Origin of the sequence: Rhodococcus sp. DN22 (assembly GCF_036669995.1) — a bacterium.
Taxonomy (GTDB): domain Bacteria; phylum Actinomycetota; class Actinomycetes; order Mycobacteriales; family Mycobacteriaceae; genus Rhodococcus_F; species Rhodococcus_F erythropolis.
The window spans coordinates 2,944,939-2,959,664 of record NZ_CP133326.1; the positions used below are offsets into that span (position 1 = coordinate 2,944,939).

Genomic DNA, 14,726 nt, shown 5'->3' on the forward strand with positions numbered 1-14,726 from the left:
CTGACTCTACGTCGCAGTCGGGGCCGGGGTTGTCACCTCAGCGTCGAACAGTTCGTCGAGTGCGGCTCCGAAACCTTGCGCGAGCTGGTCCAATTCGGGTGCCAGATCGGAGCAACTGACGATGCCGACGTCGAGTTTTCCGTCGAGTGACATCACCGTCACGTTGAGTCCTGCCCCGTGAAAGATCGGGCCGAGCGGGAACATTCCCTTGATCTGGGCGCCGAGGAAGTAGAGCGGGACCGGCGGCCCGGGCACGTTCGAGACGACCAGGTTGGACACGACGGGGTGACGCTCGGCGAGTTTGAGCGACGAGTACACCCGCATGGCGGCGCCGAACACCGCTGGTGATGCGAACTGGGACCAGTCCTGGAGCATGTTCGCACCCAGAGCCTCGTTGTGGTTCTTCGAGGTGGCGTTGTAATCGCTGATCGCGTGCAGACGCTCGACCGGATCGCCGATCTGGGTGCCCAGCTGCGTGAACATGCCCGAGATCTGGTTTGTGCCCGGCCGATCGGATTTACCGTGGACCGATACGGGGACCATCGCGACGAGTGAGTCCTCCGGCAGTTCGTCGCGGTCCTCGAGGTAGGTCCGCAAAGCACCCGCGCACAGCGCGAGAACCACATCGTTGACCTTCACCCCGTGACGGTCTTTGACGGCTTTGACCTTCGCGAGATCGAGCTGGCTGAAGGCGACGTTGCGGTGACCGGTGATAGCGCCGTTGAACGAGGTCCGCGGCGCGGTGAACGGAGCAGGCATCGCTTCACCCTTGCGTGCACGCGTCACCCACTTGGGGAGCATCGCGATTCCGCCGGGGACCAGACGGGCAATTCTTGCGGGTCGGGCGATGACGGCCATGAGTCCGCCGATCGCGATGTCCAGCGTTCCCGCGTCGCCCGCACCCTGTGCGGTGGGATCCACGAGCGCCGGTGAATCCGGTTCGAGACTGCACAGCTGAGCGAGGATGTTCGCGCCGGTGACGCCGTCGGCAGCGCTGTGATGGATCTTCGACATGACGGCGATCTGTCCGTCGGCAAGTCCCTCGATGACCCACATCTCCCATAGTGGGCGGGAACGATCCAGCGGTTGGCTCGCGATGTGTCCGGCGAGTTCTGCCAGTTCCGCGTGTGTGCCCGGAGCAGGTACCGCGGTCCGGTGGCAGTGCCGCTCGATGTCGAAATCGTGATCGTCGACCCATACCGGGTAGTCGAGATTGAGGCGGGAATCTTTGAGTTTGCGCCGAAAGGTCGGCATCGTGGCCATCCGCGAGTCCAACTCGCGAAGCAGCTTCCGGTAGTCGTAACCGCCCGGAATGGTCGAGGGGTCGAGCAGTACGAGTCCACAAACGTGCAATAGCTGGGTCGGTGTTTCCAAGTAGAGGAAGGTCGCGTCGAGTCCGCTGAGACGTTGCATGACTCATTTTAGAACAGGTTCTAGTATTTTTCCGGGGGAATGCGTAAACGAGTAGTGGAGTTAGTCGCCCTGCCGCGACAGCGTGGTTATCCCGGCAGGCGGAAGTCCTGCCGCGTACGCGAGAACTTCACAGAAAGCCTCGACGTGGTGAGCCAATTCCGATGACGTTGCAGTCCAGGATGCACGTAACTCGAGTTGGTGGGCTCGCGGCGGGCCCGCGATGTCGCCGTATCGCACGGAAGTTGTGGCTGTGACCGTACCGCCCAGGGCCACAAAAGGTTCCGGTCCGGCTTCGAGTGCGTCCACCAGCCAACTCCAGGCTACTTCGGGAAGTAGTGGATCCGCGGCGACGGCTTCGTCGAGATCGGCCTGGATGTAGGCCACCAACCGCATGGTGCCGTTCCATGCCTCGTCGCCGTCCGGATCGAACAACAGGATCAGGCGGCCGAAAGCGTCGCCTTCGGACTGTTCGGCCACGACGTCGGAGTCCGGGTGCAGAACCTCGGCTCCCACTGCGTGGCTGTACGGAGCGAGACGCTGCGGCGGACGGATGGGACCGACCTCTATCTCGGGCCGAACCCGCGCAGCGGTCATCGCCTCCACGGCGGCACGGAACTCGGCCGGGTCGGCTGTCGATCCGGATGTCGTCACAGGTCAGGACGTTAGTCGGGGATAAGGGCGGGTAGGTGGAGGCGCGCCGACCGAGTGTGGTTCGGGTGTGTGGCCGCTCACGAACCGCTCGGGTGTCCGATCCCGAGTGTGGGACATGGCAGCATTGAGTCGATCGAAGACACACGTTGGCGGAGAGCGCGAGGACTGATGAGCGGGTTGGACAACATGAATTCAGGCATGACCGGGTCGGCGGAATACAGCGCTCGGCGAGTTTTGCCCGACGCACCGTTGCTCGCCGCGGCGACCGGACGCACTCCGAGTCGACGGCCGGTGTGGTTCATGCGCCAGGCCGGACGTTCGTTGCCGGAGTATCGCGAGATCCGCGCGGGGATCGGCATGTTGGAGTCGTGTTTCGATCCGGCGCTGGTCTGTGAGATCACGATGCAGCCGGTGTGCCGTCACGACGTGGACGCGGCAATCCTGTTCTCGGACATCGTTGTTCCGCTCAAGGCTGCGGGAATCGATCTCGACATCGTTGCCGGCGTCGGACCGGTGGTTGCCAATCCGATTCGCTCCATCGCCGACGTCGCAGCCCTCCCGCGGTTGGTCCCCGAAGAGGTCGGGGCGATCGCGCAGGCCGTTCGACTTCTCACCACCGAGTTGGGCTCGACTCCGCTGATCGGCTTTGCCGGAGCGCCGTTCACCTTGGCGTCGTATCTGGTCGAGGGTGGTCCGAGCCGGAACCACGAGAAGACCAAGGCGCTCATGCACTCCGATCCGAAGACCTGGCACGCGTTGCTCGGAAGCCTGGCAGACACCACGATCTGCTTCCTGCAGACGCAGCTCAAGGCGGGTGTCGACGCGGTTCAGCTGTTCGACTCGTGGGCCGGCGCGCTCTCGCTGGCCGATTACCGGGAATTTGTTCTCCCGCATTCCGAACGGGTGTTTGCCGAGGTTGCCGCTGCCGGCGTTCCGCGTATCCACTTCGGTGTCGGAACCGGTGAACTTCTCGGCGCGATGGGGGAGGCAGGTGCCGACGTCGTGGGTGTCGACTGGCGGATTCCGCTCGACGTCGCGGCCGGTCGTGTCGGTCCGGGCAAGGCGCTGCAAGGCAATCTCGATCCCGCTGTACTGTTCGCGGGCCCCGAGGTGATCGATCGTGAGGTGCGCCGGATCGCCGCCGAAGGTGACCGCGCGATCGAAGCCGGTGCCATCGGCCACATCTTCAACCTCGGCCATGGAGTTCTTCCCGACACCGATCCCACGGCGATCACCTCGGCGGTGGAGCTGGTGCACTCGCTGTGACAACCACTCGGCCGTCGGTCGCGGTGATCGGAGGCGGAATCTCCGGTCTGGTTGCCGCGTACCGGCTTCGGCGCAGTCTGGGCTCCGTTGCCGACATCACGGTCGTCGACGACTCTCCGCGACTGGGCGGGAAGCTGCGAACGATTGATCTTGGCGGTGGCCCGATCGACATCGGCGCCGAGGCGTTCATCGCCCGTCGGCCCGAAGTCCCTGCGCTTCTCGCCGAGCTGGGACTGACCGATCAGATCGTTTACCCCGCGGGGTTGAGCCCGTTGATCTGGTCCCAGGGCTCACTGAATCGACTTCCTGCCGGAACCCTGATGGGAATCCCGGCATCGTCCGAGTCGGTGAGAGATCTAGTCGACGAGCAGACACTGTCGCGCATAGCTGCCGAACCAGGCGCTCCGTTCGAGTGGACCCGCGGTTCCGATTGCAGTGTTGCCGAACTGGTTTCACAGCGATTCGGTGATCAGGTGGTCAGCCGATCGGTGGATCCCCTTCTCGGCGGGGTGTACTCGGGCCTGGCGGAGACCATCGGAGTGCGTGCAGCTTTGCCGACACTCGCTGCGGCGCTCGATGCGGGCGCTCAGAGCCTCACGGACGCAGTTGCAGCCGCAGTGCCGACACCTGCACCCGGACCAGTGTTCGGAGCGCTCAGGGACGGTTACGGCATCTTGCTCGATGCGCTGCGGCAGGCCGCCGACGCGACGTTCGTCCGCGGCGAGGCTTCCGAGTTACGCAGGGACGGGAAAGGTTGGAACGTCGATCCGCTCGGCAGCGTCGACGCGGTGATTCTGGCTGTTCCGGCGCCGCGCGCAGCGGTGCTGTTGGCCGGCGTCGATGCGGATATTGCGCGTATCGCGTCGCGGATCGAACTGGCGTCGTCCGCGGTGGTGGCGCTCCGCCTGCCCGGTCAGGTCGACCTTCCGCAGAATTCGGGGATCCTGGTTGCCACCGACGCCGACCTGACCGCCAAGGCGTTCACGCTGTCGAGCCGAAAGTGGACGCACCTCGCTGATCGCGGCGAGCATCTCGTTCGGGTGTCGTTCGGTCGATTCGGCGCATCGGAGATCGTCGACCGGCCGGATGGTGAACTGATCGAACTTGCGCGCGCCGATCTCGAGACCGTGACCGGAATCACCGAGGAGCCAGGAGCGAGCTTCGTACAGCGGTGGCACGGCGGTCTTCCCCAGTACTCCCCAGGTCACACGGAAATCGTGGCTGAAATCGAGTCCGGGATGACGCAGTTCGACGGCCTCGAAGTGGCCGGGTCGTGGCTGCACGGCGTCGGGGTTCCGGCGTGTGTCGCAGTCGGCACGACGGCGGCTACACGGATATTCGAGCGAGTGGCACGATAGACCCATGGCACGCCTTGATTTCGACAAACTGAACTCTGAAATCCGTTACCTCATGTTCTCCGTGTTCCAGGTGGAACCCGGTGTGCTGGGCGATGATCGGGAAGCTGCGGTCAAGGACGCCCGCTTGTTCTTCGAGGGTCTCGAAGACAAGGGCGTCGTGGTTCGCGGCATCTACGACGTCGCCGGCTTGCGCGCCGACGCGGACTTCATGATCTGGACCCACGCGGCCAGCATCGAGGAACTTCAGGCCGCGTACGCGGATTTCCGCCGCACCACCGTCCTCGGACAGGCCAGTGCTCCCATCTGGAGCAACTCGGCGGTGCACCGCCCCGCGGAGTTCAACAAGAGCCACGTGCCCTCGTTCATCGCGGGTGAGGATCCGGGCGACTACATCTGCGTTTACCCGTTCGTCCGCTCGTACGAGTGGTACCTGCTCCCCGACGAGGAGCGTCGCAAGATGCTCGCCGATCACGGTATGGCTGCTCGTTCGTACAAGGACGTTCGCGCCAACACGGTCCCGGCCTTCGCTCTGGGGGACTACGAGTGGATTCTCGCGTTCGAAGCGCCTGAGCTCATCCGTATCGTCGATCTGATGCGCGATCTGCGTGCCACCGAAGCTCGCTTGCACGTTCGCGAAGAGGTGCCGTTCTTCACCGGGCCGCGCGTGGACATCGAGAAGCTGGTCCTTTCCCTACCCTGATCTACTTCGAAAGTAGTTTCTGTGACAACTGCACCGAACCGGCGTCGTCAACACATGTCCCATTGGGGAATGTTCACCGCCGAATCGGTCGCCGGCGAGGTGACCGCCGTGCATCCGTACGAGGGTGATTCGAATCCCTCGCCGATGCTCGGGAACCTCGCCGGTTCGGTGCGCAGTCGGGCTCGCGTTTCGGGCCCGGCGGTGCGCCGCGGTTGGCTCGAGACCGGACCTGGTCCCAGCGACCGACGTGGCGCGGACGAGTTCGTCTCGGTCTCGTGGGACGAACTGACCGAACTCCTCTCCCGCGAGTTGCGTCGCGTGGTCGACACGCACGGGAACAACGCGATCTTCGGCGGCTCGTACGGCTGGGCCAGCGCCGGTCGATTCCATCACGCGCAGAGCCAAGTTCACCGATTTCTGAATCAGCTGGGTGGATACACCAAGTCGGTCCACAGCTACTCGCTCGGTGCCACCGGTGTCATCATGCCGCGTGTGGTCGGAACACACTGGAAGTTGTTCGCGCGCTCCACGTCGTGGGACGTCATCGCCAAGCACTCCGATCTTCTCGTCTCGTTCGGGGGAGTGCCGATCAAGAACACCGGCGTCAATGCCGGTGGTACGAGCGATCATCCGACGCGCGGGGCGCTCGACGCATTTCGTGCCCGCGGCGGAAAGATCGTCTCCTTCAGTCCGTTGCGCGACGACGTCGATGGCGACTGCGAGTGGATCGCACCCATTCCGGGAACCGACGTGGCAATCATGCTTGCCCTGGCGTTTGTCCTGGCGTCGGAGGACCTGCACGATCGCGATTTCCTGAACCGCTTCTGCGTCGGCTACGAACGCTTCGAGGATTACCTGCTCGGACGTGCCGACGGTGTACCGAAGGATCCGCGCTGGGCGCAGAAGATCTCCGGGGTGCCGGCGGAGTTCATCACCGACCTGGCTCGGAGAATGGCGTCCGGCCGGACGCTGGTGACCGTCACGTGGTCGTTGCAACGCATCAAACACGGTGAACAGGCACCGTGGATGGGCGTGACACTCGCCGCGATGCTCGGCCAATTCGGGCTTCCGGGTGGCGGTTTCGGCCACGGCTACGGTTCGATGAACGAGCCGGGTCTGGCTCCGGTGCCGTATCCGTTGCCGACCTTCTCGCAAGGTGTGAATCCGGTGCCCGATTTCATTCCGGTGGCCGCGATCTCCGATCTCTTGCTCTCGCCCGGCGAGGAGTTCGACTACGACGGCAGGCGCCTGACCTATCCGGATATTCGGTTGGTCTACTGGGCCGGTGGCAATCCGTTTCACCACCACCAGGATCTCCCGAGGCTGCGACGGGCATTTGCGCGTCCGGACACGATCGTCGTTCACGATCCCTACTGGACGCCGATGGCTCGCAATGCCGACATCGTTGTCCCGTCGACAACGTCGCTCGAACGAAATGACCTGAGCTGCACACGAAATGATCCACTTCTGGTCGCGATGCAGCAAGTAGTTCCACCTTTCGCGAATTCGCGAGACGACTACGACACGTTTGCCGCTCTGGCTTCTGCGCTCGGATTCGGGGAGCAGTTCACCGAGGGGAGATCCTCACAGGAGTGGATCGAGCATCTCTACGGTCAATGGCGGCCGTTCGTCGATGCAGACGGCGGCAACACACCGACGTTCGAGGATTTCTGGTCGGACGGGCACTACCGGATGCGAACCGAAGACAACCTCGTGCTCTTCGGTGACTTCCGCGAGGACCCCGAGAAGTATCCGCTCTCGACTCCGAGTGGGAAGATCGAGATCTTCTCCGAGACCATCGAGTCTTTCGGCTACGACGACTGCGCCGGCAATCCGCGCTGGTACGAGCCCGACGAGTGGCTGGGTGGACCACGGGCCACGCAATTCCCGCTTCACTTGATCGCCAACCAGCCCAAGACGCGCCTGCACAGCCAACTCGATCACGGCGCTGCGAGCCAGGCATCGAAGATTCAGGGACGCGAGCCGATTCGTATGCACCCCGATGCAGCGGCCGCGCGCGGCGTGTCGGCTGGGGACGTGGTGCGCGTATTCAACGATCGCGGGGCGTGCCTGGCTGGTGTGATCGTCGATTCGGATTTGCGGAGCGACGTCGTCCAGTTGTCGACCGGGGCGTGGTACGACCCGCTCGATCCTGCCGACCCCGATTCGCTGTGTGTTCACGGAAATCCCAACGTTCTGACGCCAGACGTCGGCACGTCTTCGCTTTCGCACGGGTGCACCGGCCAGCACGTTCTGGTGCAGATCGAGAAATTCCAAGGGGTTCTGCCGCCGGTCAAGGCGTTCGATCCGCCCGTGCTTCGTTCGCGCTGACGGAACCGATCGGCCACCTCCCGCGTCGAACCTCGTGAGCGCCTGAATCAGGTGTCACGATCTATCGAAGGTGGGGACCATCGTGAGTCGAGCGGATGTTGGTTCGATGAGGGGACACGTCGAAGTTCTTCGGGCTCAGATCGATTCGATGCAGGTTGATCTGTTGGAGCGAACGCGATCGCTGGCGGATATGCAGGAGAAGATCGCACGAGCAACGGCGAGTGCACGCTCGAGTGATGGCAGCGTGGAAGTCGTCGTAGACGCTTCGGGGGCGACCGTGGGAGTCACCCTCTCCGGGAGCGCTTACGGCAAGCATTCGCCGGTAGCGTTGGGAAATCTGATCCTGGCCACGGCCACATCTGCGGCGGAGGACATGCGCCGACAGATTGCCGAGATGTCGAGGCCGTTCACCGAAGCGGCCAGGATCGATTTGCCCGACCTCGTTCCCGGTGTGCTCGGATTGCGTGAGATTCTCGCGCCTCGTCCGGCGTCGGTGCCGGTCGGCGGCGACGAGCACTGGGACCGCACCGTTCTGAGGAGCTCCGGCAATGTCTGAACTGGACGTGGACGTGGCCGCGATGGGAAGTGCTGCACCAGCATTCGAGGTGGTCGCTGCCGATCTCGACGAGGCGCGGAGTGCTCTGGAAACAGTGGCCGGCGCCGAAGAGGGGTGCTGGGGCGCTGACCAGTTCGGAACCGCATTCTCGGACGCCTATGTTCCCGGTGCGGAGTCAGCAGTCGGCGGGATGACACTGGTCGCGGGCGCGCTTCGCGCATTGACTGCCACGCTGATCGAGATCACCGATCGTTTCGAATCGATCGACACCTCGCTTGCCGACGACATGGCGGGTGGGCTCTGATGGGACTCGAGATTCCAGGCTGGTTACAGGCGGTTGCGTCGGTTGCGGTGGGCAGTGACTGGCCGCAAGGAGACGAAACGGCACTATGGAGGTTGGGTGATGCCTGGTCAGGCGCGGCTGATCGGATCGAGGCTTCGGCCGCTGCCGGTGGTTACGGATTGCAAACATTACTGGCATCGATCGACGGTCGAGCCGGCGACTCGTTGTCTCGGTATTGGTCGGAGGCCGGGGGAGTTGCGGAGGTCTTCGAGCGGTTGTCCTCTGCCGCGGCCGAACTGGGTCAGTCATGCACCGATACCGGCACGGACATCGAGTACACCAAACTGTCGATCCTCGCGGCGCTGGGCGCACTGGCGCTCGAGATTGCCGCCATGGTGGCGGCCGCTGTCCCGACACTGGGTGCGAGTACCGCCGGAATCGTGGCGGCTGAGGTGGCAACAACACTCACGGTCCGAATGCTGTTGCAGCAATTGTTGATACGAGTGATCGAGGCTGCAGCAGTGGAAGCTGCCGCTGCCGTCTTCTCCGGCCTCGCCATTCAACTCGGGCAGATGACGATGGATCATCGCCAGTCGATCGACGGTGGCAAGGTCGTGACCGAGGGGCGCGACGGTTTCATCAAGGGACTTGCGAACGGAGGGTTGAAGACGACGCCGGATCGTGTCGGCCCCGACCCGAACCCGCTCCCGACCGGTTCGAGATTGCAGCAGATCGCGCGGGGGGCTTTCGACGATGCGGTATCGGGAGCGTCCGCTGCGATCGTGACGAAGGAAGTCACGGGCGGCGATGCCTCGTTGACGGACATCACGTCCGGCGCGATCGGTGGTGGGATCGGGTCAGTCAAGGACGGTCTTGTCGCTCGAAACGAGGACCTGAACGCGGCTGGTCTGAGCCCGACTGCGCTGAACTGGGACTTCTGAGTTGAAGTCTCGAATCGTGGGCTACCAGTGACACGGGGTAGCCCACGACCTGGCTACTGAGCGGGCTTGAGAACCAGCGAGATCGAGTTGATGCAGTACCGCTGATCGGTCGGCGTCGGGTATCCCTCGCCCTCGAAGACGTGACCGAGGTGGCTGTGGCACTTCTTGCAGATGACCTCGACACGGCGCATCCCGAGTGAGCTGTCTTCCTTCAGGATCACGGCATCCGAATCCGCCGGATCGAAGAAGGACGGCCACCCGCAGTGCGATTCGAACTTCTCGGTGCTGCGGAACAGTTCGGCTCCGCACGCACGGCAGGAGTAAACGCCTTCCGTGGTGGTGTCGGTGTACTCGCCGACGAAGGGGCGTTCGGTGCCGGCTTGGCGCAGGACGGCGAACTCCTCCGGCGTCAGCTTTTCGCGCCACTCGCTCTCGGTGTACGTGACCTCAGGTGTGCTGTCGATGCCATCGTGTGAAGAACTCATGCCTCCACGCTAATGCTTTGTCGCCGTTTCGGCTTCGTCGGCAGGTGAGACGGTATCGAGTGGGGGATCGAGGAGGTAGGCGGGATCGATTCCGCGATCCAAGCGGCCCTCGCGACGCGCGACCAGATACCGGTATCCGAGGACACAGAAGATCACGATCAGCAGAAGGCTCCAGCCGAGGGTGCTCTTGGTGTATTCGGCTGCCCGGCCGAAGGTCGGCCAGCGGTTCGACCACCAGCTGTCGAACGTCATGAAGCCGTAGACGGCGAGCCACGCCGGCCAGTTCCGCATGACCGAGTTCTTGAGCACCACGGACATCAACAGCGGCAACAGCATCATCGAGTAGTACATCTGGCCGAGCGATGGCAGCAGGAACGACGCGGTCATGATCACACCGGTCGCGGTGGTGAGGAAGAAGAGTTCGTCGTTGCGGTAATAGCGGTAAAGAAGCCACAGAGAGACGACGACCATGGCGGCCAACACGACGCGCAACAGCAGGATCAACCATTCGGGCAGACCGAAGTAAGCGCCGTTTCCGACAATCGAACTGTTGAAGTAGTCACGAGATTCGAGCAGGTACGGCACGGTGCGGCGGACGAAGTCCATCGGATCCGACGCAAGCGGCCATGCCACGACCGTGAGAATGAACGGGATGCCCAGGGCGGTGACGAGCACCTTCCACTGACCGCGAACGAGCGGCAGCAGGAGCAGTGGCGCGAGAGTGGGTTTCACTGCGATGGTGAGACCGATCGCGGCGCCGGCCCACAGATCCTTCTTGCGCATCAGCAGCAGGAGGAAGGCAACTTCGCCGAGTAGTACGAGGCCGTTGATGTTGGTGAACACCAACGTGTTGGTGACCGTCTCCGACATGAAAGCGCCGAGCACCAGAATCGGCGCCGCGATGGAACTGATCGTCAGGTCGAACAAGCGCAACAGCAGGTAGAGAGCCACGAGAATGGCGACGGCATTGACACCGATGAACAGCCACCGCGAGCGCTCGGGATCGAGGATCGCCAGGGGTGCCATCAACAAGGAACCCGATGGTGGGTACAGATAATGGGGGTCTACGGAGTTGAAATCTGCGGTGTAGACGTCGCGCCCGTTCCAGAACGCCAGCGCGGCGTTGTAGACCGGTCGGAAGTCATCGGTGATGGCGCCGTTGACTGCTGTGACGATGACACGATTGAGCACGGTCATCACGGCGATCGGCCACAAAACGAAGTTGACGACTTGTTGGGTTGTCCGCCCGGTACGCGGCTCGAGCTGTCGAAGGAACACTTCGGCACGGTACACCGGAGCAGGGTGTGATCGGGGGATGCACCCCTTTTCGGTCGTGGTGGACAAGCGCCCGAGTCAGGCCGGGCACACGCTTCCGTTGCTGGGCAGGGAGGCATCGGTGAGGTATGCCCTCATCGCCTGCTGCGCGCAGGTGGATTGTGCCGCGGGGTGACCTGCACCCTGCCAGTCCAGGGTTGCGAAGCGCGACCCCGCGTTGGTCACGACGCCGGTGACGGTCGAGAGTCCGGAGTTCCCGACGGCCGGGTCGCCCTGACCGCTCAGCACGAGGACGGCGGGCTTCAACTGATTCGGCAGGGGAGAGTTGGCGGTCGACGGCCAGCTGGCGCACGCGAGCAAACCGAGCGCGGCTTCTCGACCGAATACCGGATAGTTGGTGCCCCAGGTGTCCGCCAGTTCGCGGACGCGCCCGATCCCCGGCCACTGCATGCCGTCGGTGCATCGTCCGATGAACTGGCCGTCACCGTCCACCTCGTTCTCTGCCCGGGCGGCGCGCTCTCGAATCGGCGAAGCGTTGCCGGTACCGAGCGCGGACAGAGCGTCTGAGAGCGAGCGGGTCTCTTGCTCACGGTTGGTTCCGGCAGTCCACAGGCTCGCCGAAATCGCGTTCGACACCGCAGCGGCGGACAGCGGCTGGAATTCATCGGCCCGAGCGCGCTCCATCAAGTCCGTGACCGCTTTCTTCGGATCAGGTCCGAGAGAGCACCCCAGCGCCACACATCGCTGAGCGAATGCGGTCAACGCCGCTTCCTCGCCCTGCACGCGGCTCTCTGCCTCGGTGGCAGCGTCGGTGGCCACCGGAGCGGGAGAATCGAGGATCAACCTCGCGAGGTTCTCGGGGTGGGCTGCCGCGTAGCTCAGCGCGATGTCCGAGCCGGACCCTGCCGACCACAGAGCGATGGTCTCGACGCCCCACCGCGTACGTAGAGCGTCGATGTCCTCGGCAGCGGAGTCCGCGCCGAACTTCAGCTCTTGAGGATCGAGATAGTCGGTACAGGCGATGGTTGCATCGTGACCGAGAGCGGCGACCGCGTCGGCGGCGTCGCCGGTGGAGTCCGCGTCGAACTGGCCCAGATCGTGAAGGCCGCGCCGAATCTCCGGCGTCATGCAGTCGATTGCGGTGGACCTGTCGATTCCGCGTCGATCCAGGGCAACGACGGGGTGGTCCGTGAGTACCGTCGTCAAGCCGGACGTAGCGAGCATGGCCAGAGAGTTTCCCGACGAACGGTCGGTGCCGGATGTGAACACGATCGGATACGCGTTGGCAGGCGTCGAGGATGTTCGAGCGCGGGTCAAGCCGGCAGTGAAGTTGCCGTCGATGGCGCCGGTCACGTCGATGGGGGCACTGAATTCCGCGCATTCGAGGATGACGCCGGCGCTCGACGCTGTGAGAGCCTGGTCGGCGAGTGACGTGCCGGTGCAGTCTCGCCACGGTATGTCGTCGGTCGGGACGCCGGGGTCAACCGGCGGCGCATCGGGTGACGGTACCTCGCTCTGGGCAGGGCTGCCGTCGGTGCGGCCTTCGACCGCGACGGCGGGCCGAAGCGACGGACCGGCTCCGCACGCACAACACGTCGCGAGGACGACGGCCATCAAAGCAACTCTGCGCATGCCGACCAGAGTGCCAGGTTCACCGACGTGGCTGCTGACGAACCCATCGAGTGAGGATCGTGCCGTCCGAATCGCCGAGAATGTGAGCGGGACGCATCGACGTGGGCATTGCATTGGGGGAGAGCGAGATTCGGCCGACTTTGCTCCCCACCAGCTGAGGTGAAGTGGTGATGCAGAGTTCGTCGACGGCATTGTCCTCGATCAACTGCCCGAAAAGTGACGGCCCGCCCTCGCACAGCGCGCGACGGAGCTTGCGAGCCGACAAGGCCCTGTCGATGTCGCCGCTGCTGACATTCGGTGAGTCCGTCACCTCCACCTGCGCTCCGGCCGACCTCAGCGCTGAAATCGCTGCGCTGTCCGCGGCGCTACCGACAACAAGAATCGGCGGAATTTCGGTATCTCGTAGGAGCCGGCTTTCAGGGTCGATCGACGCGTGCGCCGAGACGACGAGGATCGGTGGGACCGGAGCGAGGCCGCCCGCCTTTCGTCGCGCCCGGGCTTCGTCCGAGATCTGCACACCCCCGTAGTTCTCGGCTCGCGCTGTGCCTGCGCCGACCACGACGACGTCACAAAGTTCGCGCAAGATCCCGAATACCGACTTGTCTGCAGGTGTGCCCAGTCCATGGCTCACTCCGTCGACGGAGACGCACCCGTCGATGCTGGAAACGAAGTTCACGCGCATCCAGGGTTGGGAGAGGTTCGCCGGATAGGCGTACAAGCCGCGGAGTTCGTCTTCGTGGCCTGGTGTGAAGTAGGTCGCAATATCCATACGGTGCACATGAGAGATCACATCACGTAGATACCCTTGACGGATGCATGAACGTCTTGTCGATCGCAGCCCGGTGGTACCCGCCGATCAACTGGTAGCTCAAATGGTGCCTCCCGCAATGTTCGACGAGGTGAGTTTTGCGTCCTACATTCCTGATCCGAAGGAACCGAGCCAGGCAGCTGCTGTCGCCAAGGCCGAGGAATTCTCCAAGCGCGTAACCAAGATCCGTAGTGGTGGACGCCGCGGACTGTTCGGCAAGAAGACCCAGGCGACCGGCGCCGGCCTGTACCTCGACGGCGGGTTCGGTGTCGGTAAGACTCACTTGCTGGCGTCGATCTTCCACAGCGTCCCGTCGCCGAAGGCTTTCGGAACCTTCGTCGAGCTGACACACGTCGTCGGCGCTCTCGGCTTCAACAAAGCGGTCGAAGCGCTCGCCGACCACAGCGTTCTCTGCATCGACGAGTTCGAGCTCGACGATCCGGGCGACACCATGCTCGTCTCTCGCCTCCTTTCGGAGCTTTCCGCGCGCGGCGTGTCCATCGTCGCGACGTCGAACACGCTTCCCGGCCAGCTCGGTGAGGGTCGCTTCGCGGCTCAGGACTTCCTGCGTGAGATCAAGAAGCTCGGCTCGATCTTCGAGACGATTCGCGTCGACGGCCCCGACTACCGTCACCGCGATCTCCCGCCCGCACCGGAGCCCATCTCCTCGGAGGAATTGGTCTCTCGGGCCGAGGCGATCGACGGCGCCACGCTCGACAACTTCGACGAGCTGTGCAAGCACCTCAGCACACTGCATCCGTCGCGCTACAACAAGTTGGTCGAGGGGGTGAAGGCGGTCTTCATCGACGGCGTTCACCCGGCCACGGATCAGTCTGTTGCACTGCGCATCGTGGTTCTCGCCGACCGCTTGTACGACGCGAGCATCCCGGTCACCGTTTCCGGCGCACGCCTCGACGAGATCTTCACTCCCGAGATGCTCGCCGGTGGGTACAAGAAGAAGTACCTGCGCGCGACCTCGCGTCTGCTCGCACTTTCTCGTTTCGAGGTCGCGGCCGGCTGATCAGCA

Annotated in this window: 14 protein-coding genes; 8 read left to right on the top strand and 6 right to left on the bottom strand. The window is 63.8% G+C overall.

The features are described from left to right. Window positions 1–6: 6 nt before the first annotated feature. Both RA302_RS13570 and RA302_RS13575 read right to left on the bottom strand, forming a co-directional pair. Window positions 7–1,413 carry a wax ester/triacylglycerol synthase family O-acyltransferase gene (locus RA302_RS13570; RefSeq protein WP_019748265.1) on the bottom strand — a complete coding sequence of 469 codons (1,407 nt, stop codon included), beginning with the start codon at window positions 1,411–1,413 and terminating at the stop codon, window positions 7–9. Window positions 1,414–1,473: 60 nt separating this feature from the next. Beyond that, window positions 1,474–2,064, bottom strand: a complete 591-nt coding sequence (locus RA302_RS13575) for a DUF3000 domain-containing protein (RefSeq protein WP_019748266.1) — start codon at window positions 2,062–2,064, stop codon at window positions 1,474–1,476. Between the two features lie 198 nt (window positions 2,065–2,262). Here RA302_RS13575 and hemE point away from each other — a divergent pair, with 198 nt between their 5' ends. The 7 genes from hemE (at window position 2,263) to RA302_RS13610 (ending at window position 9,499) form a co-directional block, all read left to right on the top strand. Further along, the gene (hemE, locus tag RA302_RS13580) at window positions 2,263–3,330 is read left to right on the top strand and encodes a uroporphyrinogen decarboxylase (protein WP_243617278.1); all 1,068 of its coding nucleotides are present in this window, start codon (window positions 2,263–2,265) and stop codon (window positions 3,328–3,330) included. Continuing rightward, window positions 3,327–4,688, top strand: a complete 1,362-nt coding sequence (locus tag RA302_RS13585; protein ID WP_097387402.1) for a protoporphyrinogen oxidase — start codon at window positions 3,327–3,329, stop codon at window positions 4,686–4,688. Before hemE ends, RA302_RS13585 begins: the two co-directional genes overlap by 4 nt. Before the next feature lie 4 nt (window positions 4,689–4,692). Continuing rightward, complete coding sequence (gene hemQ, locus RA302_RS13590) at window positions 4,693–5,388, top strand: hydrogen peroxide-dependent heme synthase (RefSeq protein ID WP_019748269.1); 696 nt, start codon at window positions 4,693–4,695, stop codon at window positions 5,386–5,388. Between the two features lie 54 nt (window positions 5,389–5,442). After that, window positions 5,443–7,719, top strand: a complete 2,277-nt coding sequence (locus RA302_RS13595) for a molybdopterin-dependent oxidoreductase (protein WP_243617279.1) — start codon at window positions 5,443–5,445, stop codon at window positions 7,717–7,719. Window positions 7,720–7,801: 82 nt separating this feature from the next. Next, a complete protein-coding gene (locus tag RA302_RS13600) occupies window positions 7,802–8,275 on the top strand; it encodes a YbaB/EbfC family nucleoid-associated protein (protein WP_243617236.1) in 474 nt (157 codons plus the stop codon). Further along, complete coding sequence (locus tag RA302_RS13605; RefSeq protein WP_195791958.1) at window positions 8,268–8,579, top strand: hypothetical protein; 312 nt, start codon at window positions 8,268–8,270, stop codon at window positions 8,577–8,579. Before RA302_RS13600 ends, RA302_RS13605 begins: the two co-directional genes overlap by 8 nt. Then, complete coding sequence (locus RA302_RS13610) at window positions 8,579–9,499, top strand: hypothetical protein (RefSeq protein WP_243617237.1); 921 nt, start codon at window positions 8,579–8,581, stop codon at window positions 9,497–9,499. Before RA302_RS13605 ends, RA302_RS13610 begins: the two co-directional genes overlap by 1 nt. Before the next feature lie 53 nt (window positions 9,500–9,552). Here the strand turns inward: RA302_RS13610 and msrB are convergent, their stop codons facing one another. Genes msrB through RA302_RS13630 form a run of 4 tightly spaced genes read right to left on the bottom strand, consistent with a single transcriptional unit; the run spans window position 9,553 to window position 13,660 of the window. Beyond that, on the bottom strand, window positions 9,553–9,984 hold the full coding sequence (gene msrB, locus RA302_RS13615) for a peptide-methionine (R)-S-oxide reductase MsrB (RefSeq protein WP_003942631.1): 432 nt from the start codon (window positions 9,982–9,984) through the stop codon (window positions 9,553–9,555). 9 nt (window positions 9,985–9,993) lie between these two features. After that, window positions 9,994–11,277 (bottom strand): glycosyltransferase family 87 protein, encoded by a 1,284-nt coding sequence (locus RA302_RS13620; protein ID WP_019748274.1) that lies wholly within the window; start codon window positions 11,275–11,277, stop codon window positions 9,994–9,996. Between the two features lie 60 nt (window positions 11,278–11,337). After that, the gene (locus tag RA302_RS13625; protein WP_243617238.1) at window positions 11,338–12,891 is read right to left on the bottom strand and encodes an alpha/beta hydrolase; all 1,554 of its coding nucleotides are present in this window, start codon (window positions 12,889–12,891) and stop codon (window positions 11,338–11,340) included. 19 nt (window positions 12,892–12,910) lie between these two features. Further along, window positions 12,911–13,660 carry a pyrimidine reductase family protein gene (locus tag RA302_RS13630; RefSeq protein WP_243617239.1) on the bottom strand — a complete coding sequence of 250 codons (750 nt, stop codon included), beginning with the start codon at window positions 13,658–13,660 and terminating at the stop codon, window positions 12,911–12,913. Window positions 13,661–13,703: 43 nt separating this feature from the next. Between RA302_RS13630 and zapE the strand changes: the two genes are divergently transcribed. Further along, window positions 13,704–14,720: a cell division protein ZapE gene (gene zapE / locus RA302_RS13635; RefSeq protein WP_019748277.1), complete on the top strand. Its 1,017-nt coding sequence runs from the start codon at window positions 13,704–13,706 to the stop codon at window positions 14,718–14,720. Window positions 14,721–14,726 lie beyond the last annotated feature (6 nt).